This is a genomic window from Dyella sp. C11 (assembly GCF_003121485.1).
Taxonomy (GTDB): domain Bacteria; phylum Pseudomonadota; class Gammaproteobacteria; order Xanthomonadales; family Rhodanobacteraceae; genus Dyella.
This window is the reverse complement of record NZ_QAVX01000033.1, coordinates 1-25,073: the sequence shown is the minus strand read 5'-3', so window position 1 is coordinate 25,073 and position 25,073 is coordinate 1. Positions and strand designations below refer to the sequence as shown.

Here is a 25,073-nt window from a genome sequence, read left to right as displayed (position 1 = left end):
GCAACCTGGCTCGCCTGCCGCGGGCTTCCGACCTCCTGCCGGAGGCCGGGTCACTTTTCTTTGCTTGCCCAAAGAAAAGTAACCAAAAGAAAGGGCACCCCGGATGACGCGCCTTCCGGCCTCCGGCCTCCAGGTCCGCGTGCGGGTTGCGGGGTTTGTCGACAGGGCATCCTGCCCTGACGACAAACTGGCTCGCCTCCCTGCGAGCCACCCTGCGGGCTATTCCTTCCCCCGCACGCCGCTGTCATACGGGGCCCCAAGGCAAGAGCCAAGGCAAAAGCCAGGGCAAAAGCCAGGGCAAGAGCAACACCAAGGCTCGAAGCGGTGCCTTGATCGATACCGTCGCGTTTCCCCTGTAGGAGCGCACCTTGTGCGCGACCGCGGCGTCTCGTCGTTACCGCTCCGTCGGCTTGTCGCGCACAAGGTGCGCTCCTACAGAGATAGGAAAGGTTTTCGCGGGGTGACTCCTCACCCCAGCCCTCTCCCCGGAGGGGAGGGGGAGAAAGAAGCGCGCACGCATCAGCCGAAACAACCCCGTCAGGAAACCCGCCATCCACCGCGTCGACTTTCCGACATGGCGTAAAAATCCCCTCCCGAACGCTCCGCCGGAAAACCAACAAACCCAGCTCCCATGCGGGTTTGCAGCCATCCTTAACATCGTGGCACGCAAATTGCTCAAACCGTCCCGCGGCCCCCGCCGCAGGAGTGAGCGATGAGTTCGATCAACGACAGTCTGTTCGGTTTGCACACGCAGGCACTCGATACGTGGCAGAAGCGTAGCGAGGTGCTGGCAAGCAATCTGGCGAATGCCGACACGCCGGGATATCTCGCGCGCGATGTCGATTTCAAGAAGGCCTTGGCCAGTGCCAGCGGCACCAGCAACACGCTGGCGATGAACATCACGCAGCCGGGGCAGATCGATCCGCAGGCGCAGTCGGCGCAGAAGCTGGCGTATCGCACGCCCACGCAGCCATCGATGGATGGCAACACCGTCGACACGCAGGTTGAGCAGGCGAACTTTGCCGCCAACGGCGTGCATTACCAGGCGAGCCTTTCGTTCATCACGGCGCAGATCCACATGTTGCGCACGGCCATCACCGGAGGCCAGAGCTGATGTCTTCGATGTTCAAGATTTTCGATGTCGCCGGTTCGGGCATGGCAGCGCAGTCGCTGCGGCTCAATACCGTGGCCAGCAACCTTGCCAATGCCGACAGCGTGTCGAGCACGCCCGAAGGCGCGTATCACGCGAAGGAACCCTTGTTCGCCGCCGTGCAGAAGGCGGTGGGCGGTGCGAAGAACGCCGATGGCGACAGCAGTGTCGGCGTGCAGGTGAAGGGTGTGACGGAAAGCCAGGCCGACGTGAAGGCGCAGTACGAGCCGGGCAATCCCATGGCCGATGCCGACGGCTACGTCTACGGCAGCAACGTCAATCCCATCGACGAGCTGGTGAACATGATCACCGCGTCACGTTCGTACCAGAACAACGTCGAAGCGATGAACACCACCAAGCAGTTGATGATCAAGACCCTCGACCTCGGCAAGTAAGCCGGGAGGAAACCAACGTGTCCACGATTCCCAGCACGACCACCAATACCAGCGGCACCAGCAGCACATCGAGCACTTCGTCGAGCGTGAACTCGGCGCTGTCGAGCACGATGACGCAGGCCGATTTCCTCAAGCTGATGACGGCCCAGTTGCAGGCGCAGGACCCCACCAATCCGGTGGACAACTCGCAGTTCGTTTCGCAGATGGCGCAATTCAGCCAGTTGTCGGCCACGCAGCAGCTCGACACCGACCTCAACTCGCTGAGCAGCAACGTGAGCACGGCCATGCAGACCTCGCAGGTGCTCAGCTCGTCGAATCTGGTGAATCGCCAGGTGCTGGTACCGGCGAGTTCCGCAACGTACGACGGCACCGATGCAGTGAAGGGCGCGGTGAATGTCGCCAACGCCGGCAACGTCACGGTGCAGGTGCTCGACAGCAGCGGCAACGTGGTGCGCAACATCGCGCTCGGTTCGCAGAGCGCAGGCCTTGCCCAGTTCAGCTGGGATGGCACGGACGACAACGGCAACGCCATGCCCGCCGGCACGTATTCGCTGCAGGCCTCAAGCGGCAGCGCATCGCTTGACACGTATGTCGCCGGCACGGTGACGGGCGTGGGTTACGGCGGCAGCACGCTTGGCACGTATTTGCAGGTATCGGGCGTGGGCGGCGTGTCGCTCAGCCAGGTGGCACAGATTCTCTGACGCATTGCGCGTCGCTCTCATCACGAGGAACCGAACATGGCACTTAATACGGCGCTCAGCGGCATCAACGCTGCCCAGTCCGATCTCAACGTCATCGCCAACAACATCGCCAACGCCAACACCCCCGGCTTCAAGGGTTCGCGCGCGGAGTTCGCGGACATCTTTGCGGTGACTGGCCTCAACCTCAATTCCACCGCGGTGGGCAGCGGCGTCACGCTGACCGACGTGGCACAGCAGTTCAACCAGGGCGACCTGCAGACCACCGGCAACAGCCTGGATCTGGCCATCAACGGCAACGGCTTCTTCGCCGTGAACAACGGCAACGGCGTGCAGTACACGCGTGCCGGTGATTTCGAGAAGAACTCCAACGGCTTCGTGACCACGCCGGATGGTTCCAAGCTGCAGATCTATCCGCCCAATGGCAACGGCGGCTTCGACATGAGCACGCTGACCAACTTCAGCTGGCAGGCCGCGCAGAGCAGCGCCACGGCCACGTCGTCCATCACGCTGTCGTCCAACCTGCCGGCCAGCGCCACCGTGCCGACCAATGCGTTCAGCACCACCGATTCCACCAGCTACAACGCTGCCGCTCCGGTGACCGTGTATGACTCGCAGGGCGGCTCGCACCAGGCGACGGTCTACTACGTGAAGACCGGCACCAACACGTGGGATGCCAACCTTTACGTGGACGGCCAGAGCGCCGGCACGCAGGCGATGACGTTCGACAGCACCGGCAAGCTCACCACGCCCACCACCGGCACGCTGGCCTTCAACCCGGTGAACCTCGGCAACGGTTCCTCGCCACTCACCCTGTCGCTCGGCGTCACCAACGTCACGCAATACGGCACCGACTACTCGGCCAGCCCCATCATCCAGAACGGCTTCGAGGCGGGTTCGCTCACGGGCATCGACATCGACGAGAAGGGCGTGATCACCGCGACCTACTCGAACAACCAGAGCACGCAGATCGGCCAGGTGGCGGTTGCCAACTTCGCCAACGTGCAGGGTCTTCGCCAGCTGGGCAACACCACGTGGGCAGCGAGCAGCGATTCGGGCCCGGCCACTATGGGTACGGCGAGCGCGGGCGAATTCGGCAGCATTGAATCGGGCCAGCTGGAAAGCTCCAACACGGCGGACACCACGTCGCAGCTGGTGGACATGATCCAGGCGCAGCGCAACTACCAGGCCAACGCGCAGGTGCTGTCGACCGACAACACGCTGGCCTCTTCGCTGTTCAACGCTGTTTCGCGCTAACAGGCGTTAGCGAATGGACCGTTCCGTCTACGTAGCGATGACCGGGGCGACGCAGATCATGCGCGCCCAGGACGCGGTGAGCCACAACTTGGCCAACACGTCCACGGTCGGCTTCAAGAGCGAGCTCTCCGCGTTCCAGAGCGTGCCGGTGCTTGGCCAGGGCCAGCCCGCGCGCATCAACGCGGTGGCGCAGGGCATTGGCCAGAGCAACACGCAGGGCTCGACGATCAACACCGGGCGCTCGCTGGACATTTCCGTGCGCGGCCCGGGTTTCATCGCCGTGCAGGCGGCGGACGGTTCGGAAGCGTATACGCGCGCAGGCGATCTTCAGCTCACCGCCGACGGTGGGCTGACCGACTCGCGCGGCAATCCGGTGATGGGCGGTTCGGGTCCCATCAACATCCCGCCGGCGACCGACATCAGCGTCGGCGCCGACGGCACCATTTCCACGGTGCCGCAGGGGCAGGGACCCAACTCCGTTTCGCAGATCGATCGCATCAAGCTGGTCAATCCCGATACCGCGCAGATGTCGCAGGGCGCGGATGGCCTGATGCATTTGAACGATGGCGGCACGGCCGACATCGACGACAACGTCACCATCGCTTCGGGCCAGCTCGAAGGCAGCAACGTCAATCCTTCGGCAGAGCTGGTGAAGATGATCGCGTTGTCGCGCCAGTACGACATGCAGGTGAAGTCCATCAAGACCTCCGAGGACAACGCCGATTCCAGCCTCAAGCTGCTGCAGGCCAGCTAAGCCTGACATTTTTCATGGAGTGACCGATGTTTTCTTCCCTGTGGATTGCCAAGACCGGCCTTGACGCGCAGCAGACGCGCATGGACGTGATCTCCAACAACCTTGCCAACGCCAACACCACGGCGTTCAAGAGCTCGCGCGCCTCGTTCCAGGACTTGATGTACCAGAACAAGGGCCAGCCGGGCGGGCAGACCACCGAGCAGACCGTGTCGCCCTCGGGCCTGATGCTGGGTACCGGTGTGAAAGTGGTCGCCAACGAAAAGCTCTTCACTGAAGGCAGCATCACGCAGACCGGCAACTCGCTGGACGTGGCCATCCAGGGCCGCGGCTTCCTGCAGGTGAGCATGCCCGACGGCACCGTGGCGTATACGCGCGACGGTTCGCTGCACACCGATCCGAACGGCCAGCTGGTGACGGCAGACGGGTATCCGCTGGAACCTGCCATCACGCTGCCGGCCAACGTGCAGAGCATCACCATCGGCAACGACGGCACCGTGTCTGCCACCACCAATTCCAGTGCCACGCCGCAAACGCTGGGTACCTTGCAGCTGGCCGACTTCATCAACCCGGCCGGCCTGCAGCCGACGGGACAGAACCTTTACGTGGAAACCGCGTCCAGCGGTGCGCCACAAACCGGCCAGCCTGCGCTCAACGGCATGGGTTCGCTGATGCAGGGTTCGCTGGAATCGTCGAACGTCAACGTGGTGGCCGAGATGGTCAACATGATCGAGACGCAGCGCACCTACGAAATGAATTCCAAGGCGATCAGCAGCACCGACCAGATGCTGCAAGACCTGACCGACAAGATGTGAGAACTGCCATGTCGTCCTTCCGTTCCCTTCCTCGTATTGGCCTCGTGCTGGCGCTTGCCGCGCTGTCCGGTTGCGGCATGCAGCCGGTGCACGACGATCACCAGTGGGCGGCCACCATGCCCGCGGAACAGGTGGCGCCACCGCCGACGGACGGCTCGATCTATCACGCCGACCAGGGCATGGAGCTGTTCAACGATGCACGCGCGCACCGCGTGGGCGACATCCTCACCATCACGCTGGTGGAAAGCACGCAGGCGTCGAAGAAGGCGACCACCAACACCAGCAAGAAGGACACCAGCACCATCGCGGCACCGAGCATTCTCGGTCATACGCTGAAGGTGGCTGGCCAGACGGCGGACACCAGCCTCAGCGGCAATCGCGCGTTCGACGGCAGCGGCGACAGCAGCCAGAGCAACCAGCTCTCCGGCGCGATCACGGTGACGGTGGCGCAGCGCCTGTCCAACGGCAACCTGCTGGTACGCGGCGAGAAGATGGTCACCATCAACCAGGGCCAGGAACAGATCCGGATTTCCGGCATCGTGCGCCCGCAGGACATCCTGCAGGACAACAGCGTGCCGTCCACGCGCGTGGCCGACGCGCAGATTGGCTACACCGGCAAGGGTGCACTGGCCGATGCGAATACGCAGGGCTGGCTGTCGCGCTTCTTCAGTTCCAAGTGGATGCCGTACTGATGAACATCCATCACCTCTTCATGCGTCGCGGCGTGGTCCGCGCCTACGATCGGGCCACCGCCGCGTTGCGCGCCGTGGCCATCGTGCTATGTGCGTGCTTCTCGGTGAATCAGCCGCTGCACGCCGACAAGATCCGTGACCTCGCCCAGGTCGGTGGCGTGCGCAGCAACCAGTTGATCGGTTACGGCCTGGTGGTGGGTCTGGATGGCAGCGGTGACCAGACCACGCAGGCGCCGTTCACCACGCAGAGCCTGGAAAACATGCTGGTGCAGTTCGGCATCACCGTGCCGGCGAATGTGCGTCCGCAGTTGAAGAATGCCGCGGCCGTGACGATCACCGCGCAGTTGCCGCCGTTCGCCAAGCCAGGTCAGCTGATCGACGTCACTGTTGCTTCCATTGGTAACGCCAAAAGCATTCGCGGCGGTGAGTTGCTGATGACGCCGCTGCGCGGTGCGGACGGCAACGTCTACGCCATGGCGCAAGGCAGCGTGGTGGTCGGTGGCATCAGCGCATCGGGCAAGAGTGGCTCAAGCGTGCAGGTGAATATTTCCGCGAGCGGTCGCGTGCCCAATGGCGCGACGGTCGAGCGCGCCGTGGCGTCGTCGTTCTCCAATGGCGGCGACCTCATGCTCAACCTCAATACGGCCGACTTCACCACGGCCACGCGCATTGCCGAAGCAGTGAACCGCACGTACGGCGCGGGTACGGCCAGCGCAGTCGATGGCGGTACGGTGAGCGTGCGCGGTCCGCAGGACCCGAGTCAGCGCGTGGCGTGGCTGGGTGCGATCCAGGCCATTGATGTCACGCCCGGCGATGCGCCGGCGCGCGTAGTGGTCAACTCGCGCACCGGCACGGTGGTGATCGGGCAGGAAGTGCGCGTGACGCCGGCCGCCGTGGCGCATGGCTCCATTCAGGTCACCATTTCCGAGAATCCGCAGGTGTCGCAGCCGGGTCCCTTCAGCAAGGGGCAGACGGTGGTGGTGCCGCAGAGCGACGTGCAGGTCAGCGAAGACGGCGGCCACATGTTCAAGTTCGGCCCGGGCACCAACCTCGACACCATCGTTCGCGCGGTGAACCAGGTCGGTGCCTCGCCCAGCGATCTCATTTCCATCCTGCAGGCACTCAAGCAGGCCGGTGCGCTCCATGCGGAGCTGGTGGTGATCTGATGGCCGTGCTGCCTGGCGACGCGACCAAAAGCCTCAATACCTGGACCGACCTGTCCGGGTTTGCGGCACTGCGCCAGACCGCGCAGAGCGACGCCAAGGCGGCGCTGCCGGCGGTGGCCAAGCAGTTCGAGTCGATCTTCACGCAGATGATGCTGAAATCGATGCGCGATGCGAGCAGCGGCGATGGTTTGTTCGACAGCGAAGCCGGCAACCAGTGGCGCGACATGTTCGACCAGCAGTTGTCGGTGCAGCTCTCGCAGGGTGGCAACGGCATCGGCATTGCGCAGATGTTGATGAAGCAGCTTGGCGGCGCGCTCGGCGGTTCGGGCGATGCGGCCTCCACCAACAGCAACGCTGCCGCTTCGGCGACCAGTGACGACAGCTGGCAGAAGCGCCTGAACTCGGTGGCGAATGCGGCGCGCGGCGCGGGCGAGAAGGTGCTCAAGCTATTGCCTGCCGATGCCGAGGATTTCGTGAAGCAGCTGGCGCCCTATGCGCAAAAAGCTGCCGAGAAACTTGGCGTGTCGGTGCGGGCCGTGCTGGCCCAGGCCGCATTGGAAACGCAGTGGGGCAAGCATCTGCCTTCGCACTCCAACGGAGATACCAGCAACAACCTGTTCGGCATGAAGGCGGGCAGCGGCTGGGGCGGCGAAAAGGTCAGTGTGCCCACGCTGGAATTCGAAGATGGTGTCGCGGTGCATCGCCGCGCGCAGTTCCGTTCCTATGACAACCCGGGCCAGTCGTTCGACGACTACGCCCAGCTGATTTCCGACAACCCGCGCTATGCCAAGGCGCTCAACCACGGCGAAGACGTGGTGGGCTTCGCCAAGGGCCTGGTGAATGGCGGTTACGCCACCGACCCGTCGTACGCGCAAAAAATTATTGCGATTGCCAACAGCCCCCAGATGCGTGAAGCACTCGACGCTATCGGCGAGGGTGTTCTCAAGAAAACTGGCAATACGCCGAATCCCTCCGAGTAAACCGCCCCGGAATGACACATGTCTAACCTTCTCAGCATCGGCGCATCAGGTCTCAACGCCGCACAGGTGGCGCTGACCACCGTCGGCAACAACATCAGCAACGTCAATACGACGGGTTATAGCCGTCAGACGGTGTCGCAGACCGAGGCCATCAGCGCCACCGGTGGCAACTACACCATTGGCAGCGGCGTGAACGTGCAGTCGGTGCAGCGCGCCTACAGCGATTTTCTTACCCAGGCGTTGTGGTCATCCAACTCCAGCATGCAGCGCGCCACCACGTACAACAACCTGGCGACCACGCTGAACAGCTCGCTGAGTGCCAGCGGCAACCTGCAGACCGCGCTGGACAATTTCTACGGCTCCTTCAGCACGGTGGCGAACACGCCGGGCGTAGCATCCAGCCGCCAGTCGCTGCTGGGTAACGCCGGCCAGCTGGTGACCACGTTCAACACCCTGGCGCAGCAGTTCACCGCGCAGCAGAGCCAGGTGAATTCGCAGATCAGCACCACCGTCAACAGCATCAACAACGTGGCGAGCAACCTCGCCAACGTCAACGCGCAGATTCATGCGGCGGGCAACAACGTGCCCAACGACCTGCTCGACCAGCGCGACAACCTGGTGCAGACGCTGTCGGGCTACATGGGCATTTCCGCCTATACCGAGAGCGACGGCAGCATCAGCGTGTATGCCTCCAGCGGCCAGGCGCTGGTGAGTGGCGACAAGTCGTTCGCGCTGCAGACCGCCAACAACCAATACGACGCGACGCGCACGGAAGTGCTCGACAGCACCGGCACCGTCATCAGCGGCCAGATCAGTGGCGGCACGCTGGGTGCGTTGCTCGACTATCGCAGCAATGTGCTGGATGGCGTGCAGAACCAGCTGGGCCAGGCGGCCGTGGCGCTGGCCAGCAGCGTCAACGGCCAGCAGGCGAAGGGCCTGGATCTGAATGGCAACCAGGGTGGTGCGATGTTCAGCGTGCCGTCGCCCGCCGTCTTGCCAAGCAATCTCAACAAGGGCAGCGCCAGCGTGTCGGCGAGCATCAGCAACGTGTCGCAGCTCACCGGCTCGGACTATGTGCTGAGCTACGACGGCAGCAACTGGAGCATGAAGACCACCGCGGGCCAGAACGTGGCCATGACCGCCAACCCGGACGGCACGTATTCCGCCGACGGCATGACGCTTTCCCTCTCGGGTACGGCGCAGGCGGGTGACAGCTTCCAGATCCAGCCCACGCGACAGGCCGCCAACGGTCTGGCACTGACCATGACCGATCCCAACGGCATCGCTGCAGCGGCAGCGTTGAACGCCACGGCGGCGAAGGCCAATACCGGCACCGGCAGCATCAGCAGCGTGACGGTCACCGATCCGACGAATACCGCCTTGCTCAGCGGCGCCACGCTCAGCTTCCCTTCGGGCAGCAGCTATCAGGTGACGGACAGCTCCGGCAACGTGCTCGCCAGCGGCAGCTATACCGCAGGCCAGACCATCAGCGCGAACGGCTGGAGCGTGACGCCAACGGGCACGCCGGCTTCGGGTGACAGCTTCGCCATCGGCGCGAACAGCAACGGCTTGAACGACACCAGCAATGCACTGGCCCTGGCCGGACTGGCCGATGCCAAGGTGTTGAACGGTGGTACGCAGTCGATCGTGGATGCCTACGGCACGCTCACCACCACCATCGGCACGGTGGGCAGCAACGCGTCCACCAACCTCACCACGCAGACCAGCCTTTACAACCAGGCCATGTCCGCACAGCAGAGCGTGTCGGGCGTGAACCTCGATGAAGAGGCCGCCAACATGGTCAAGTTCCAGCAGGCATATCAAGCCTCGGCGCAGGTAATTTCCACCGCGCAGACGCTTTTCAGCAGCCTGATTACCGCGATGCAGGGTTAAGAGGACAACACGTCATGCGTCTTTCCACGAGCTGGATGTACCAGCAATCGCTCAACACCATGATCAGCCAGCAGAGTGCGCTGGCCACGACGCAGAACCAGGTGTCGACGGGCAATCGCATCAACGTGGCATCCGACGATCCGGCCGGTGCCGGTCAGATCGTGAGCCTCAACCACGTCATCGCGTCGAACGCGCAGTATTCGAGCACCATCGATTCGGCGACCACGCGCCTCAACACCGAGGCCAGCACGCTCACGTCGGTGAACAGCGCGCTCGACAATGCGCGTACGCTCGCGTTGCAGGCGGTGAACGGCACGTTGTCGGACAGCGACCGCCAGAGCATCGCCAGCCAGCTCACCCAGATCCGCGACCAGATCTTGCAGCTGGCCAATACGACCGACAGCAACGGCAACGCGCTGTTCGCCGGTACCAGCACCACCACCACACCGTTCCAGATGGGCGCTAACAGCGCCGTGAGCTACGGCGGCAACGACTCGCAGCAGCGTTCGTCCGTAGGCTCGGGCTTGCAGGTGGCGACCAGCGATCCGGGCTCGGGCCTGTTCATGAACATTCCCACGGGCAACGGCTCGTTTGAAGCCAGTGCCGGTGGCGCCAATACGGGCACGCTGGTGGTGGGCAGCAACAGCGTGACCGACCTTGGCACGTGGAACAGCACCAAGGCTTCCAGCGGTGGTGGCTACAACATCACCTTTGGTACCGGCGGTACATGGACAGCGACGGACGCCAACGGCAACGCCGTGCTCGACAGCAGCGGCAACCCGGTGGGCGGCACGTATACCGACGGCGGCTCCATCAGCTTCAACGGCATGACGATTGCCATGAGCGGCACACCCGCTGCAGGCGACACGGTGTCGGTGAGCACGGGTGGCCAGCAGGACGTTTTCAGCACGCTGAACAACATGATCAACGCGCTGCAAAGTGGCACCAGCGATACGCAGCTCACCAACCAGATGAGCCGGCAGATCGAGTCGATCGACCAGACGCAGTCGGCGATCAGCTCGGTGCAGGTTTCCATCGGCGGTCGACTGGACACCCTGCAACAGCAGCAGGGCGCGTATTCGGATCTCAACGTGACGTATCAAGGCGCGTTGTCCGACGTGCAGGGCGCCGATGCGTATACCGCGATCAGCAACCTGTCGCTGCAGCAGACGGCATTGCAGGCGTCGCAGCAGATGTTTGCGCAGGTGAAGTCGATGAGCCTGTTCAATTACCTGAAGTAAGCGTTGTTTCCTGCGCGCGGTGAACATCCGCGCGCGTGATTCGCGGGCAAGAAGTTTCGATGACGAGAGGAGGTTCCACGAAGCGGTGAACGGCGTATTGCGGTGGCTGGCAGGGTTCGCAAGAGCTTGACCAGTGAGCTGCATCACGGATTGGTGGCAAAAGCGGCTCAAGTAATCCCGAATGGGGCCGAAAAGTTCACTGAGGCGGATGGCATCCCACGAACGGAGCCTGGTCGCCGGCACGAACAAAGCCAATCCAACCGGTCACCGGTTACGTAGGAGAAATTCCATGTCTCTCGTTATCAATACCAACATCTCGTCGCTGAACGCGCAGAACAACCTGACCAAGTCGCAGAGCGCCCTGTCCCAGGCCACGCAGCGTCTGTCGTCGGGCCTGAAGATCAACAGCGCCGCCGACAACGCCGCGGGCTTCGCGATCTCCCAGCGCTACACCACGCAGATCGGCGGCCTGAACCAGGCCAGCTCCAACGCTTCGGACGCCATCAACCTGGCGCAGACCGCTGGCTCGGCGCTGGACCAGGTCACTGCCAACCTGCAGGCCATCCGCGACCTGGCCGTGCAGTCGGCCAACGGTACGTACACCGACGCTGACCGTTCCTCGATCGACCAGGAAGTGCAGCAGCGCCTGGCGGAAATCACCCGTATCGCCAACCAGACCACGTTCAACGGTTCGAACGTGCTGGACGGCTCCATGAAGACCAAGAGCTTCCAGATCGGTGCCGACGTCGGCCAGACCATCTCGGTGAGCCTGGGCACCAGCGTGAAGTCGAGCGCCATGGGCCAGGTGGCTGAAGTGTCGACGGGCGATATCTCCAGCCTGTTTGCTACCTCTACGGGTACGGGTACGGCAGCCACGGCCGGCACCGCCGTGGGTAGCACTGCTGCTTCGCTGACCTACACCACCGGCACGGACGACACTCTGTCGGTTGACGGCAACGACGTCACGCTGCAGTCCAGCTACGCCAACTCCGGCGCGTTGGTCACCGACGTCCAGAACCAGTTGAACTCGGCAGCCGCTGGCAAGTACACGGTGTCCGCCGACTCGACGGGCAAGCTGACCATCGCCACGACCGCGACGGGTGCTTCGGCCACTGCGCCGGTCATCACGGGTGACGGCGCCTCCGCAGCCATGGGCACCCCGGTGACGACCAACGGCGCCGCGGCCACCACCGGCTCGCCCGCCCCGGACCTGTCGAAGGAAACGCTGAAGATCAACGGCACCTCCGTCGACCTGTCGGGCGTGAAGAGCCTGCAGGACCTGTCCGACGCCATCAACGCGGCCGGCATCACCGGCGTCAGCGCTGCGGTGAACGGCAACGGCAACGGCATCAACTTCTACTCCAGCAGCGCGCTGACCATCGACGACTCCAACAGTGCCACCACCGGCAATGCCGGCTCGGTGATCACCACGGCTGCGACCGATGCCAGCACGAACGCGACCTACACCCAGGGCACGGCAGCAGCCACCGGCGGTTCGCTCGCCAACGGCAGCGTGTCGACGGTGGACGATGCCAACGACCTGATCTCCCGCGTCGACGTGGCGCTGAAGACGGTCAGCGACTTCGCTGCCCAGCTGGGTGCGGTGCAGAACCGCTTCCAGTCGACGATCTCCACGGTGGCCGCTCAGACCACCAACCTGCAGGCTTCGCAGTCGACCATCCAGGACGCGGACTTCGCGGCCGAGACGGCCAACCTCAGCAAGGCGCAGGTGCTCCAGCAGGCAGGTATCTCGGTGCTTTCGCAGGCCAACTCGAACCCGCAGCAGGTTCTCAAGCTCTTGCAGTAACGGCCATGAGGCCAGGACGCGACTCTCCCGGGTCGCGTCCACCTCGGCCGGCTTTACCACCCGGCGGGTTGCCCCTCGCGGCCCGCCGAGTGTTTCGGGAGCTTCCGGCAAAACGCTCATGCGTGAGCGTTTTGCCGGGGGCTCGAGATATTCCGCTACGGCGGAACAACTTCGGGAAACGGACAAGGTAGTGCGATGACCACCAGCAGCACGAGCAGCACCAGCGGCCTGAGCTCCCTGCTCACGGCGTTGAACAACGCCACGAGCGGCAGCAGCTCTTCCTCCAGCTCATCCAGCAGCTCCTCGTCGAGCTCCAGCAGTTCCTCGACCAGCGGCAGCGGCACGCTCAGCGCCGCGGGCATCGGCTCTGGCCTGGACGTGAGTTCCATCGTCACGGCGCTGGTGAATGCGCGCAAGGCGGCCTCGCAGGATCAGTTCACCACGCGCACCACGCAGACCAATAATCTGCTGACGGGCCTTTCCTCGCTCAATTCCGCGCTGGGCGGCATCCAGACGGCGCTCGCCACGCTCACCTCGGCAAGCACGTTCAACAGCTTCACTTCCACGCTGACGCCGCAGGGCAGCAGCTCGAGCATCGGCACGGCAACGACCATGTCGAGCGCGCATGCCGGCTCGTACACGATCAATGTCAGCCAGCTCGCCACGGCGCAGAAGCGCGCGAGCAATGCAATTGCCTCCGGCACGGCCGTGGGGCAGGGCACGCTGAACATCACGGTGGGTTCTACTACGATGAACCTCGCCGTGTCGGCCACCGACACGCTATCGACCATCGCCACCGCGATCAACAATTCCACCCAGAATCCGGGTGTGACGGCCACCATCGTCAACGGCACGAACGGCCAGCAGCTGATGCTGAGTTCGAGCAAGACGGGCGTGGCCAATGCGTTCACCATCAGCGCCAACGCGACCAGCAGCGACGGCCTGACCGCGCTGGCCAACACGCTCAACACGCCAGGCAACAACGAGGCGCAGGACGCCAAGCTCACCATCGACGACATTCCGGTGACGAGCGCCACCAACACCGTCACCGGCATGATGGACGGCGTGACGCTGAACCTTACGGGCACGGGCACCAACACGCTCACCGTTGCGCAGGACAGCACCGCCGCCACCAACGCCATCCAGGGCCTGGTGGACGCGTACAACAGCTACGCGAGCACGGTGACGTCGCTGTCGAGCTACGACACCAGCTCCGGTTCGGCTGGCGTGCTGCTGGGCGATACCACGCTCACTTCCGTGCAGCGGTCCATCGCGTCGGTGCTCAGCAATTCGGTGAAGGGCAACAGCATCGGCACGCTGGCCAACCTGGGCATCACGCGCAATGCCGATGGCACGCTGGCGCTGGACACGGACAAGCTTTCCAGCGCGCTGCAGAGCAACCCATCGGCCGTGCAGAACCTGTTCAACGGTACCAACGGTTACGCGACGAACCTCAATACGGCGATCACGGCGTACACGCAGAGCGGCGGCATCATCAGCACGCGCATGGACAGCCTCAACAACACGTTGACGCAGCTGAGCCAGCAGCAGACCGCGCTGGATGCCCGCATGTCCACGTACCAGACGCAGTTGCAGCAGCAGTACACGAACCTGGACACGCTGATGTCCTCGCTCAACAACACCAGCACGTATCTCACCACCGCGCTCGAGCAGTTGAGCAACTCGAACAGCAAGAACTGACGGCGGAGAAGGGACCATGACCTACGGCTACTCGCGCGCGAGCGCGCTGTATCAGGAAACCAACGCGCGTGGCAGCGTGGAAGGTGCCGACCGCCACCAGCTGACCAGCATGCTGTTCGATGGCGTGATCGATCGCATCAACCAGGCGCGCGGCGCGATTCGTCGCGGCGACGTACCGGCGAAAGGCACGCATTTCGGCAAGGCGCACGCCATCATCACCGAGCTGCGCGGCACCCTCGATCACACGCAGGGTGGCCAGCTTTCCGCGCGCCTCGATGCGCTTTACGACTATGCCAGCCGTCGCCTGCTGCACGCCCAGCTCAACAACGATGAGCGTGCCATCGACGAAGTGGTGGATCTGCTGACGCCGCTGCGCGATGCGTGGCGCCAGATCCGTGATCAATTTCTTGCGTCGCAAAAGCAGGCGCCCAGCGCGGCGGCATGACCATGCCTGAGACGCACGCCCATCTGCTTCAACTCAGCGAGCGCATGCTCAACGCCGCCCGCGAGGGTGATTGGGACGCCGTGGCGTCGCTGGAAAACGACCGTACCCGCGAGCTTTCCGCCGTTGCGACGGACCAGCCCGGCGTGCTCTCCCTGTTCCAGACCCTGCTGGCTCATACCGAGCAGGTCCGCACGCTGGCCAGCCGTCAGCGCGAACGCCTCGGCGAAGACCTGGGCCAGCATCAGCATCGCCATCGCGCACTCAGCGCCTATCTCAACGCCGGCATCGACTGAGCCGGCGGCACGCCGCGGGATGCGCGCATAATCCTCACGGTTGCCGCTTCGGCAACCAGGAATCATCGAGGGAACCATGCAAGACGCCGCCTCCTGGCAGGACTTTTCGGAACGGGTGACCTATGACGACGGCCTTCACGCCGCGTGCGTGGCCCTGACCGGACCCCTCGGTGATCTTCAACGCGCAGCCATGCGCGACCGCAATCTCAGCGTGCTCAATACACTTGCGGCCTTCGGCGAGCGTCGCAGTGAATCGACCGATGAAGAGAGCCCGATGACGCAGGAAATCCAGCGTCTGGACGGCAAACTCAACGTGATGATGGCGATGCTCGATCGCCTCCTGCAGCGCGATGCCGATCTGCCGCCGCGTCAGCGTGTCAGCTTCAATGCGATTGGCGCGTTATTGCCAACGTCGCTCTGGCCTGTGGGACAGCAACGGGCCCTGCTGCGATTGCACTTCGACGGATGCCTTGCGTTGCCTCTGGAACTTGTGGCCCAGTACGCGCAAGAGCGTGATGCAGATCACGTTTTCGTAGGCTTCGACATTTTGGACGAGGCCACATGTGACGCGATTGAGCGACTCGTCTTTCGTCATCATCGACGTAAAGTGGCAGAGCGTCGTTTGACCGCTTCGTAGAGCGCGGACTGGGTTCACAGAGCAAATGTGATCGCTATCACGCTACGGAAAGTCGACACGAAAGTTCTTTGACGCACATCTCGAAAGGGTGTCGCACAGGGTCACCTTCCCGCACGTTCCTTCGTCGCATTTTTTTCCTGCTGATTCAGTCGCCTACGGCATACCTTTGCGGACCTTTCCCGCGCCCTTCAGGCAATGTGACGCTCACCGGCAGCTACCCCCGCAAGCCTCGCGACGAAAAGCCGTGACGGGCTGGCCTTCTTCTTGCTCAACCACTCCCGTGGACGACGACGGATTGTTGTCACGGGAGCAGGTGCAATCCAGGGGGTCACCAATGAAGCAGCACGCACGAGAGCATCACATGGGCAAGTTCGACGTACTGGTGATCGAATCCGATCACCGCAGGGCGGAGTCGGTCGTTTCGGCGCTGGAGTTTCTCGGTTATCGCCCGCAGCGCGGCGAGGAATGCGAGGCGGTCGATGAGACGACGCACGCGTGGCGTGCCGTGTATGTGGGTAACGTGCGGGACGAAGCCGAAGCCGAGCGCCAGTTCTCGCAGCTGGGCACGGCCTCGAACCAGGCGATGGTGTTGATGGCCTCCGACTCGGAATGGCTCTCGCGCCTGGGCAACGACGGTGCCGCCGCCAACGGCCGCGTGGGCATCATCGAATTCCCGCTGCGCTACGACCAGCTTTCCGAGACCCTGCGTGGCTCGCAGTCGCCGGCACCGCGTCGCCAGGAACTTCGCCTGGTAGGCAGCTCGGGTCCGATGGGTCGTGTTAACGCATTAGTCCGTCAGGTGGCACCGTTCGATTCCAGCGTGCTGGTGCTGGGCGAGTCGGGCACCGGCAAGGAAATGGTGGCACGCAGCATTCACGAATGCTCCTCGCGTCGCGACAAGCCGTTCGTGGCCATCAACTGCGGCGCCATTCCGGCTGAACTGCTGGAAAGCGAACTGTTCGGCCACGAGAAGGGCGCGTTCACCGGCGCCATCAGCACGCGCAAAGGCCGTTTCGAGCTGGCCGAGGGCGGCACGCTGTTCCTGGACGAAATCGGCGACATGAGCCTGCCGATGCAGGTGAAGCTGTTGCGTGTGCTGCAGGAGCGCGTGTTCGAACGCGTGGGCAGCAATCGCACCCAGCGCTGCGACGTGCGCATCATCGCCGCCACGCACCGCAACCTGGAAGAGGCCATCAACAACGGCCAGTTCCGTGAAGACCTCTATTACCGCCTCAGCGTGTTCCCCCTGGAAATGCCGGCGCTGCGCGAGCACCTGGATGACCTGCAGGAGCTGGTGTCGGAATTCAATCACCGCCTGTCGCGTCGTGGCCTGGGCAACGTGCGCTTCAGCGCCGGTGCCATGAATGCGCTGCACAACTACGCGTGGCCGGGCAATGTGCGCGAGCTGTACAACCTGGTCGAGCGTCTTTCCATTCTTTATCCGCACAGCGAAGTGCGCGTCAGCGATCTGCCGGAGAAATACCGCGGCCAGCAGGTGGTGGAAGAAGTGCGCGGCGCTGCGCTGTTGTCGCTGATGACCGGCCACTCCACCGTGCTGCCCGAGCCGATGGCCATCGTGTCCAGCGATGCACTGGTCATGCTGCCCGAGGGCGGCCTGGACCTGAAGGATCACCTGGCCGACATCGAGGTGGGCTTGATCCGTCAGGCGCTCGACGTCACCGGCGGTGTGGTGGCCCATGCCGCCAAGCTGCTGCGCATGCAGCGCACCACGCTGGTGGAAAAGCTGCGCAAGTACGGGCTGCAGCCGAGCATGCAGGCGTAACGCGTGGTGTCGACTCTCCGTCACGGGGAGTGTGAAACCACCGGCGCGCCTGCAGCAGGGTCATCGTTCCATCGTTATCGCGATAGTTGAAATCCAGCGTCATGCATCGTCGTCATCAGCTGCATCACGTTGTACGCATTGAAGAAGACGCCGGATTTCTGCCTGCACGGACAGCGTCTTCACGAGTCTCTCAAGTGCTGGCACGCGTTGTGCAGTTACACCTTCGATAACTCTTCACGCGTTGGAATTCCGTCATGAGTCAGATCGACGTCAACAACCTGCTGTCGCAAATGCGCCAGCTCTCGCTGCAGACGAAGCCGGTGGAACAGTCGTTCACCGCTGCCGCTTCTGCTTCCGGCCAGACCGATTTCTCCAGCCTGCTGAAGAAATCCATCGCGTCGGTGGCCGATGCGCAGACCGACGCCGGCACGCAGGCCGCTGCTTTCGAGCGCGGTGATGAAGGTGCCGACCTGGGTCGCACCATGGTGGCCATCAACAAGGCCGACCTTTCGTTGAACACGTTGACCCAGGTGAGAAACAAACTGGTCGACGCGTACAACAACATCATGAACATGCCGGTTTAACCGGTTTCTTTTGACGACTCCGCGTCCCCCGAGCAAGAGCAGTCTTCATGGCCGATAACGCCCTCGCGACCACCGACGAAAAGCCCGGTTCTCGCCTGGACCTCAAGCAGCTTGCGCGCACGCCGGCAACACGACAGTTGTTGCTCTTGGTGGGTGTCGCTGCGGCGGTTGCCCTTGGTGTTGCCGTGGTGCTGTGGTCCCGCGGCCCCAACTACGGCCTGCTGTACGCAGGCCTTGAACAGAAAGATGCCGCTGCCGTGACGCAGGCACTGCAGGCATCCAATACGCCATACACGCTGGGTGCCGATGGCACGTCCATCATGGTGCCGGCATCGGATCTTGCTGCCGTTCGCCTGAAGCTGGCGGCACAGGGTTTGCCGCAGGGCAGTGCGGCTACCACGCAGGCGCCCGGCACTGATTCACCGTTCGGCATGAGCGATCTCGCCGAGCGCACGCGTTATCAGCAGATGCTGGAAACGGACCTGGGCAGCACCATTGCCGGTCTGCAATCTGTGCGCGCGGCGCGCGTGCATCTGGCCTTGCCCAAGCCTTCCGCCTTCATTCGCGACAACAAGGAAGCGAGCGCGTCGGTGCTCGTCACGCTGTATCCCGGTCGCCAGCTGGATGCGAGCCAGGTGGCGGCCATCGTGCACCTTGTCGCGTCCAGCGTGCCCAACCTCGACCCCAAGCAGGTGTCGGTGGTCGATCAGCAAGGGCAGTTGCTCACCACCACGGATGCCGGCAGCGCCAGCGCCATCGGCGACACGCGCCTGCGCCTGGCCACCCGCATCGAGAACACCTACGCACAGCGCATCGAAGAACTGCTTACGCCCATCGTCGGGCCGGGCAAGGTGCGTGCGCAGGTGTACGCGGATCTGGATTTCAGTGAAACCGAAAAGGCGACCGAGACGTTCGACCACGAACATCCCGCGCTGCGCAGCGAACAGACCAACAGCGAGCAGCACACCGGCGAAGCCAACAACGAATCGCAGGTGCCGGGCGCGCTGAGCAACCAGCCGCCGAATACCGTGGCTCAGCCCACCGCAGCCAAGCCGAACGCAGGCAAGGCGGCGAACGGCAAGCAGACGGCCAGCACCGCGCAGGCCGCAGGCCCCAGCGATACCTCCAGCAGCGCCACGCGCAACTACGAACTCGATCGCACGATCAGTCATGTCAGCGACCCGGCGGGACGCCTGGCGCGCCTCACGGTGGCTGTGGTGGTGGACAACAAGAGCGTGACCGGCGACAAGGGCGGCACCAAGAGCGTGCCGTTCACCCCGCAGGAATTGGAACACCTCACCACGCTCACGCGCAACGCCGTGGGTTACAACGAAACACGCGGCGACAACGTCAGCGTGATCAACCAGCCGTTCCATCAAGACCCGAACGCCGATGTGGGCACGCCCACGCAAGCCTTCTGGGAACGTCCGGGCATGCTCGATCTGATCAAGCAGGCGGCCGGCATTCTGGTTGCGCTGCTGGTGGCGTTCGGCCTGCTGCGTCCGCTCCTGCGCGGTCTCTCGCGCGGTCCGTCGCCCAGTCGCGAACTGGCGCTGGCATCAGCGCCAGACATGCCGACCCTTTCCGTGCGCGTGGACGACAAGGACGAAGGTGACGAACTGGTGCGCCTCAGCGGCAGCGTGCCGCCGCAGCTGGCGTACGAACAACGTATTGGTGGCGCGCGCCGCATGGTGAGCGAAAACCCCAAGCAGGTGGCGCAAGTGGTCAGAAGCTGGGTGGGCGAAGATGGCGGCTGATCGCGACGTCGCGCTGTGCAGCGCGCTTAGTGGGTGGAACGGATCATGAAGGCAGAAGCACAAATCAACGGCGCACAGCGCGCGGCCATTCTCCTGCTCACGCTGGGCGAGCAGGACGCGGCCGAGGTGCTGAAGCATCTCAGTGCGCGCGACGTGCAGGCAGTGGGTACGGCCATGGCCAGCCTCACCAATGTCACGCGCGAACAGGTGGAACTGGTGCTCGCGCGCCTCAATGAGGACATGGGGCGCCATACGTCGCTCGGCGTCGGCACCGAGGAATACATCCGCAAGATCCTGGTCAACGCGCTGGGCGAGAACAAGGCGGGCGGCCTCATCGACCGCATTCTGCTCGGCCGCAGCAGCAAGGGCCTGGAATCGCTCAAGTGGATGGAAAGCCGCGCCATTGCCGAGATGATCAGCCAGGAGCATCCGCAGATCATCGCGCTGGTGCTGGCGCATCTGGAGCCGGATCAGGCGGCCGAAGTGATCGGCTATCTGCCGCCGCGCGTGCGCAGCGACGCCGTGATGCGCATCGCCACGCTCGATGGCGTGCAACCGCACGCCTTGAACGAGCTGGACGAGATCATGGAACGCCAGTTCTCCGGCAATACCAAGAAGCTCAAGTCGGCCAGCGTGGGCGGTCTGAAGGCAGCGGCGGCCATCCTCAACGCGATGGAAACCACGCGCGAAAACGAATTGATGTCGGCCATCCGCACCCACGATTCGGGTTTGAGTGGTCGCATCGAAGAACTGATGTTCGTGTTCGAAGACCTGGGCGATCTGGACGATCGCAGCATGCAGACCCTGCTGCGCGAAGTGCCTACCGCGCGCCTCGTGACCGCACTGAAGGGTGCCGAACCCGGCGTGCGCGAAAAGATCTTCGCCAACATGTCCAAGCGTGCCGCCGACATGCTGCGCGACGACCTGGAAGTTTCCGGTCCGGTTCGTCTCAGCGAAGTGGATGCGGCACAGAAGGAAGTGCTCGGTATCGCGCGCAAGCTGGCCGATTCGGGCGCCATCAATCTCTCTGGCTCGGGTGACGAACTGGTCGCATGAACTCGCCCATGAACCGCGACAACGTGTTTGCTTTCCAGCGCTGGCTGCCGCCCGAGATGGGCGAGCCAGCCACGCCGGAACCTGCACCCGCCGAACAGGTGCAGCAGCCGACCGTGCGCGAGCTCGAAGCACTTGAACAACAGGCCCGCGAGGAAGGCTACGCGGCCGGCCACGCGCAGGGCATGGCCGAAGCACGCGAAGTATTGCAGTCGCGCATGCAGCGGCTGGACGCGTTGCTGGATTCGGCGGCGCGCCCATTGCGTAGCATGGACGAACTGGTGGAGCTGGAGCTGACGCGCCTTGCCATGACGGTGGCGCGCCAGGTGATCTCGCACGAGCTGCATACCACGCCGGATCTGGTGGTGGAATCCGTGCGCCAGGCCGCACTCGCCTTGCCATCCGCCACGGGCAGCCTGCGCGTGCGCCTGCATCCGGATGATCTCGCGCTGCTGCGTTCGCTGGACATGGTGGAATCGCACTGGCAGTTGCTGCCGGACACCAGCCTGCAACGCGGCGACTGCCTGCTGGAAAACGAACGTTCGCGCCTGGATGCCCGCATCGAGACGCGGCTCGCTGCCGTCGTCGATGCCGTGCTCGGCGCCGAAGGTGGCGAATCCGACGAAGAAGCCGACGAGGTACGCGGATGAACGCGCAACCCACGGCCTCGCGCACGGCCTTGTGGCAGGAGCGTCTTGCCCGTCGCCGCGCGCGCGCCGTGGGTGCACGCACGCTTACCGTCGAAGGCCGCCTGCGTCGCGTGGTCGGCCTCACGCTGGAAGCGGAAGGTTGCGAAGCGCCGCTGGGCGCGCGTTGCCTGGTCACCACCGCCGATGGCAGCGAACTGGAAACCGAAGTGGTCGGCTTTGCCGACGAACGCCTGTTGCTGATGCCGGTAACGGAAATGCACGGTGTGCTGCCGAACGCGCGCGTGCGCCCTTGCGCGCATGCCGGTGGCTTGCCCGTGGGCAATGCGCTGCTGGGTCGCGTGATCGGCGCCGATGGCGTACCGCTTGACGGCATGGGTCCGCTCGATACGGACGAACATGCGCTGCTCAAGAACGAACCGATCAACCCGATGGCGCGCAAGCCCATCGACACGCCGCTGGATACGGGCGTGCGTGCCATCAATTCACTGCTTACCGTAGGGCGCGGTCAGCGCCTTGGCCTGTTCGCCGGTTCCGGCGTGGGTAAATCCACGCTGCTCGGCATGATGACGCGCTACACCGATGCCGACGTGGTGGTGGTGGGCCTGATCGGCGAGCGCGGTCGCGAAGTGAAGGAATTCGTGGAACACACGCTGGGCCCCGAAGGCCGCGCGCGTTCCGTCATTGTCGCTGCGCCGGCCGATGCGCCGCCGCTCAAGCGACTGCGTGGTGCGCAGTACGCCACCGCGATTGCCGAATGGTTCCGCGATCGCGGCCAGCGCGTGCTGTTGCTGATGGATTCCATTACGCGTTACGCGCAGGCGCAGCGTGAGATTGCGCTGGCCATTGGCGAGCCGCCGGCCACCAAGGGTTATCCGCCGTCCGTGTTCGCCATGCTTCCCGCCCTGGTCGAGCGCGCCGGCAACGATGCGGAAGGGCGCGGCTCCATCACCGCGTTCTATACCGTGCTCACCGAAGGCGACGACTATCGCCACGACCCTATTGCCGACGCCTCGCGCGCCATTCTCGACGGTCACATCGTGCTGTCGCGTGACCTGGCGGAAGCGGGCCATTATCCGGCCATCGACATCGAGGCATCGATCAGCCGCGTGATGCCCGCCGTGGTGAAGCGCGAACACTTGCGCGCCGCGCAGCGCTTTCGCCAGGTGTATTCGGCGTATCGCCAGCAACGCGACCTGATCGCCGTGGGCGCCTACCAGAAAGGTTCCGACCCGCAGGTGGACCACGCCATTGCCATGTGGCCGCGCCTGCGCGACTTCCTGCAGCAGGAAGTGGACGACCCGACCACGCTGATCGCCGCCATCGGCGGGCTCGAGACACTCACCGCCGGAGGTACGCCGTGACATCCCGTGCGAACCGTTTGCAGCCCGCCGTGGACCTTGCGCACGAGCGCCAGGAAACCGCCATGCAACGCCTGGCCGAGCAGCAGCAAAAGCTCGCCAAGGCCGAGCAGCAACTCGAAGAACTGCGCAAATACCGCGCGGAGTACGCCGAAACGGAAGGCGGGGTCAGCGTGAGCGCGCTGCTCAACCGCCGCCAGTTTGTCGAGCGCATCGACCAGGTGATTGGGCAACAGGTCCATGAAGTCGCGCGCCAGCAACGTTACCTGGACGGCGTACGCAACCAGTGGCGCGAAGCGCACGCACGCGAGCAGGCGCTCGGCAGCGTGATCGACCGCTACCGCGAACAGGAACGAAAGAGCGAAGAGCGTCGCGAGCAGGCAGAAATCGACGAGCGCATGCAGCATCGGCGCCCGATGAGAGGCCTCTCGTGAGCCCGAACCAGACCGCATTCCAGGAGATCGCCCCATGACGCCGTCCCTTGCCCCCGTGGTGAACACGACGCCCGTTGCGAGCACGTCGTCCACTTCATCGACGCAAAGCTCGTCGAACGACTCGTCGCACGATTTCAGCAAGCCGTGGCAGCAGGCACGCCAGCAGGCGGCGCAGCAATCGGAAACGAGCAAGCCCACGGCAAAGCACGCATCGTCGCGCTCGCACGCTTCTTCGTCGTCGGGCGGCAAGCGCGACCACAAGAGCGGCAGCGATGCGTCGTCGACGTCCACGCCGGATGCCACCACGGCCATGCTCGCCCTGTTGGGCCAGAGCGTGCCGGCATCGGCGGCACCGAGCGCCGTCTCCGACGACGGCGACGATGCCACCACCGCCGCCACGACCGCCGCTTCAGGCGCAGCGTCGGCCACGGTGTCCCTGCTAGGCGCCATGCAGGCCGCGCCTGCGGCCAAGGCGGGGAATGCAGACGATTTCACCAAGGCCATGGACGGCGTCAAAGACAAGAGCCTGTCCATGCTCGGGCAGGGCGCCGATGACGGCGACGACACGGTGGATGCCACGTCCGCCGGTGCGGATACGGTTACCGACACGGCGCAGGCCGCCAAGGGCGACGCTTTCAGCAATGCGCTCCAGGCGTTGACCACGTCCACCAGGAAAGACGATGGCAACGATGCGCTTGAGGCGCTTAAGAATCTCGGCGCTGCTGCCACGGCCCAGCAGGCCCAGGCACCCGCAACGAACACGACCACGCCCGCCGCACACGTGCTGACGATGCAGTCGTCCGTCGACTCGCCGGCGTTCGGGCAGGAGTTGAGCCAGCAGGTAACGTGGCTCGGCGGACAGGACGTGAAGGAAGCCCGCATCCGCCTGCACCCGGAAGACCTGGGCGAGCTGGATGTGAAGGTGAGCGTGAAGCAGGACCACGTGGACGTGGCCTTCATCGCGCAACATCCGCAGGCCGTACACGCGGTACAGCAGACACTGACCCAGCTCGATTCCATGCTGGCTCACCACGGTCTGTCGCTGGGACAGGCGATGGTGGGGCAGGGAAATACGGGTGGCGGCTCGTCGCAGAGGGGGTCGTCGTCGGGGAATGGTTCGTCGAGTGGTGAGAGTGGCTTGGCGGAAGGTGTCGAGGCGTTGGCTTCGGTGGCGGCGCCGGTGGTGAAGGCGGTGGGGTTGGTGGATATGTTTGCGTAACGCGACGCCGTCGCTTTTGCTCTTCGCCTTCAGCTCCCTCTCCCCTCCGGGGAGAGGGTTGGGGTGAGGGGCGGGTGCTCGCGATACCGTTTCTATATCCCTCACCGCCATCCTGGCGACGATGTCCCCATTCCCTCACCGTCATTCCCGCGAAGGCGGGAGGCGCTTTTCAACGGCCGAAGGGCCGGTCATCCAGTGACTTTGCTTTTGGCTTTGTTGCACGGTTGAAGTACCGCTGCAACCTGGCTCGCCTGCCGCGGGCTTCCGACCTCCTGCCGGAGGCCGGGTCACTTTTCTTTGCTTGCCCAAAGAAA

At 64.1% G+C, this 25,073-nt stretch carries 25 protein-coding genes; 24 read left to right on the top strand and 1 reads right to left on the bottom strand.

The features are described from left to right. Positions 1-712 precede the first annotated feature (712 nt). The 12 genes from flgB to DK366_RS20445 all read left to right on the top strand — a co-directional run bounded on the left by flgB (position 713) and on the right by DK366_RS20445 (position 12,845). Entirely contained in the window at positions 713-1,114 is a 402-nt protein-coding gene (flgB, locus tag DK366_RS20500; protein ID WP_109127420.1) for a flagellar basal body rod protein FlgB, read from the top strand. Further along, positions 1,114-1,545 carry a flagellar basal body rod protein FlgC gene (gene flgC / locus DK366_RS20495; protein WP_109127419.1) on the top strand — a complete coding sequence of 144 codons (432 nt, stop codon included), beginning with the start codon at positions 1,114-1,116 and terminating at the stop codon, positions 1,543-1,545. The genes flgB and flgC overlap by 1 nt, the downstream gene beginning before the upstream one ends. A 17-nt stretch (positions 1,546-1,562) precedes the next feature. Next, positions 1,563-2,246, top strand: a complete 684-nt coding sequence (locus tag DK366_RS20490) for a flagellar hook capping FlgD N-terminal domain-containing protein (protein ID WP_109127418.1) — start codon at positions 1,563-1,565, stop codon at positions 2,244-2,246. Between the two features lie 36 nt (positions 2,247-2,282). Further along, positions 2,283-3,500 carry a flagellar hook protein FlgE gene (gene flgE / locus DK366_RS20485; protein ID WP_109127417.1) on the top strand — a complete coding sequence of 406 codons (1,218 nt, stop codon included), beginning with the start codon at positions 2,283-2,285 and terminating at the stop codon, positions 3,498-3,500. A 13-nt stretch (positions 3,501-3,513) separates the two neighbouring features. Then, positions 3,514-4,254: a flagellar basal-body rod protein FlgF gene (gene flgF / locus DK366_RS20480; RefSeq protein WP_109127416.1), complete on the top strand. Its 741-nt coding sequence runs from the start codon at positions 3,514-3,516 to the stop codon at positions 4,252-4,254. 26 nt (positions 4,255-4,280) lie between these two features. Continuing rightward, positions 4,281-5,066, top strand: a complete 786-nt coding sequence (flgG, locus tag DK366_RS20475) for a flagellar basal-body rod protein FlgG (protein WP_109127415.1) — start codon at positions 4,281-4,283, stop codon at positions 5,064-5,066. Positions 5,067-5,074: 8 nt separating this feature from the next. After that, positions 5,075-5,758, top strand: a complete 684-nt coding sequence (gene flgH / locus DK366_RS20470) for a flagellar basal body L-ring protein FlgH (RefSeq protein ID WP_109127414.1) — start codon at positions 5,075-5,077, stop codon at positions 5,756-5,758. 20 nt (positions 5,759-5,778) lie between these two features. Next, on the top strand, positions 5,779-6,924 hold the full coding sequence (locus DK366_RS20465; RefSeq protein ID WP_232821138.1) for a flagellar basal body P-ring protein FlgI: 1,146 nt from the start codon (positions 5,779-5,781) through the stop codon (positions 6,922-6,924). Beyond that, positions 6,924-7,904: a flagellar assembly peptidoglycan hydrolase FlgJ gene (flgJ, locus tag DK366_RS20460; protein WP_109127413.1), complete on the top strand. Its 981-nt coding sequence runs from the start codon at positions 6,924-6,926 to the stop codon at positions 7,902-7,904. Before DK366_RS20465 ends, flgJ begins: the two co-directional genes overlap by 1 nt. Before the next feature lie 18 nt (positions 7,905-7,922). Further along, positions 7,923-9,797, top strand: coding sequence for a flagellar hook-associated protein FlgK (gene flgK / locus DK366_RS20455; RefSeq protein WP_109127412.1), 1,875 nt, complete (start codon positions 7,923-7,925; stop codon positions 9,795-9,797). A gap of 14 nt (positions 9,798-9,811) precedes the next feature. After that, a complete protein-coding gene (flgL, locus tag DK366_RS20450) occupies positions 9,812-11,038 on the top strand; it encodes a flagellar hook-associated protein FlgL (protein WP_109127411.1) in 1,227 nt (408 codons plus the stop codon). A gap of 289 nt (positions 11,039-11,327) precedes the next feature. Beyond that, the gene (locus tag DK366_RS20445) at positions 11,328-12,845 is read left to right on the top strand and encodes a flagellin (protein ID WP_109127410.1); all 1,518 of its coding nucleotides are present in this window, start codon (positions 11,328-11,330) and stop codon (positions 12,843-12,845) included. A 155-nt stretch (positions 12,846-13,000) separates the two neighbouring features. Here the strand turns inward: DK366_RS20445 and DK366_RS21650 are convergent, their stop codons facing one another. Next, positions 13,001-13,234 carry a hypothetical protein gene (locus DK366_RS21650; RefSeq protein WP_232821137.1) on the bottom strand — a complete coding sequence of 78 codons (234 nt, stop codon included), beginning with the start codon at positions 13,232-13,234 and terminating at the stop codon, positions 13,001-13,003. On the opposite strand from DK366_RS21650, the gene fliD reads away from it, so the two are divergent. The 12 genes from fliD (at position 13,224) to DK366_RS20385 (ending at position 24,759) form a co-directional block, all read left to right on the top strand. Further along, positions 13,224-14,546 (top strand): flagellar filament capping protein FliD, encoded by a 1,323-nt coding sequence (gene fliD, locus DK366_RS20440; protein WP_232821136.1) that lies wholly within the window; start codon positions 13,224-13,226, stop codon positions 14,544-14,546. The two genes, DK366_RS21650 and fliD, sit on opposite strands and share 11 nt — an antisense overlap. A 16-nt stretch (positions 14,547-14,562) precedes the next feature. Next, positions 14,563-14,991, top strand: coding sequence for a flagellar export chaperone FliS (gene fliS / locus DK366_RS20435; protein ID WP_109127408.1), 429 nt, complete (start codon positions 14,563-14,565; stop codon positions 14,989-14,991). Between the two features lie 2 nt (positions 14,992-14,993). After that, the gene (locus DK366_RS20430) at positions 14,994-15,284 is read left to right on the top strand and encodes a flagellar protein FliT (protein ID WP_157956640.1); all 291 of its coding nucleotides are present in this window, start codon (positions 14,994-14,996) and stop codon (positions 15,282-15,284) included. Positions 15,285-15,360: 76 nt separating this feature from the next. Beyond that, the gene (locus DK366_RS20425) at positions 15,361-15,921 is read left to right on the top strand and encodes a PilZ domain-containing protein (protein ID WP_109127406.1); all 561 of its coding nucleotides are present in this window, start codon (positions 15,361-15,363) and stop codon (positions 15,919-15,921) included. A 361-nt stretch (positions 15,922-16,282) separates the two neighbouring features. Beyond that, positions 16,283-17,704, top strand: coding sequence for a sigma-54-dependent Fis family transcriptional regulator (locus tag DK366_RS20420; RefSeq protein WP_109127405.1), 1,422 nt, complete (start codon positions 16,283-16,285; stop codon positions 17,702-17,704). 254 nt (positions 17,705-17,958) lie between these two features. Continuing rightward, positions 17,959-18,288, top strand: coding sequence for a flagellar hook-basal body complex protein FliE (gene fliE / locus DK366_RS20415; RefSeq protein WP_109127404.1), 330 nt, complete (start codon positions 17,959-17,961; stop codon positions 18,286-18,288). A 47-nt stretch (positions 18,289-18,335) separates the two neighbouring features. Continuing rightward, a complete protein-coding gene (fliF, locus tag DK366_RS20410) occupies positions 18,336-20,045 on the top strand; it encodes a flagellar basal-body MS-ring/collar protein FliF (RefSeq protein ID WP_109127403.1) in 1,710 nt (569 codons plus the stop codon). 63 nt (positions 20,046-20,108) lie between these two features. Beyond that, on the top strand, positions 20,109-21,101 hold the full coding sequence (gene fliG / locus DK366_RS20405; protein ID WP_198651643.1) for a flagellar motor switch protein FliG: 993 nt from the start codon (positions 20,109-20,111) through the stop codon (positions 21,099-21,101). Further along, positions 21,098-21,748, top strand: a complete 651-nt coding sequence (locus DK366_RS20400; RefSeq protein ID WP_109127401.1) for a flagellar assembly protein FliH — start codon at positions 21,098-21,100, stop codon at positions 21,746-21,748. Before fliG ends, DK366_RS20400 begins: the two co-directional genes overlap by 4 nt. Then, a complete protein-coding gene (gene fliI / locus DK366_RS20395) occupies positions 21,745-23,109 on the top strand; it encodes a flagellar protein export ATPase FliI (protein WP_109127400.1) in 1,365 nt (454 codons plus the stop codon). Before DK366_RS20400 ends, fliI begins: the two co-directional genes overlap by 4 nt. Beyond that, positions 23,106-23,540, top strand: a complete 435-nt coding sequence (gene fliJ / locus DK366_RS20390) for a flagellar export protein FliJ (RefSeq protein ID WP_109127399.1) — start codon at positions 23,106-23,108, stop codon at positions 23,538-23,540. The genes fliI and fliJ overlap by 4 nt, the downstream gene beginning before the upstream one ends. 34 nt (positions 23,541-23,574) lie before the next feature. Then, positions 23,575-24,759 carry a flagellar hook-length control protein FliK gene (locus tag DK366_RS20385; RefSeq protein ID WP_109127398.1) on the top strand — a complete coding sequence of 395 codons (1,185 nt, stop codon included), beginning with the start codon at positions 23,575-23,577 and terminating at the stop codon, positions 24,757-24,759. Positions 24,760-25,073: the final 314 nt, after the last annotated feature.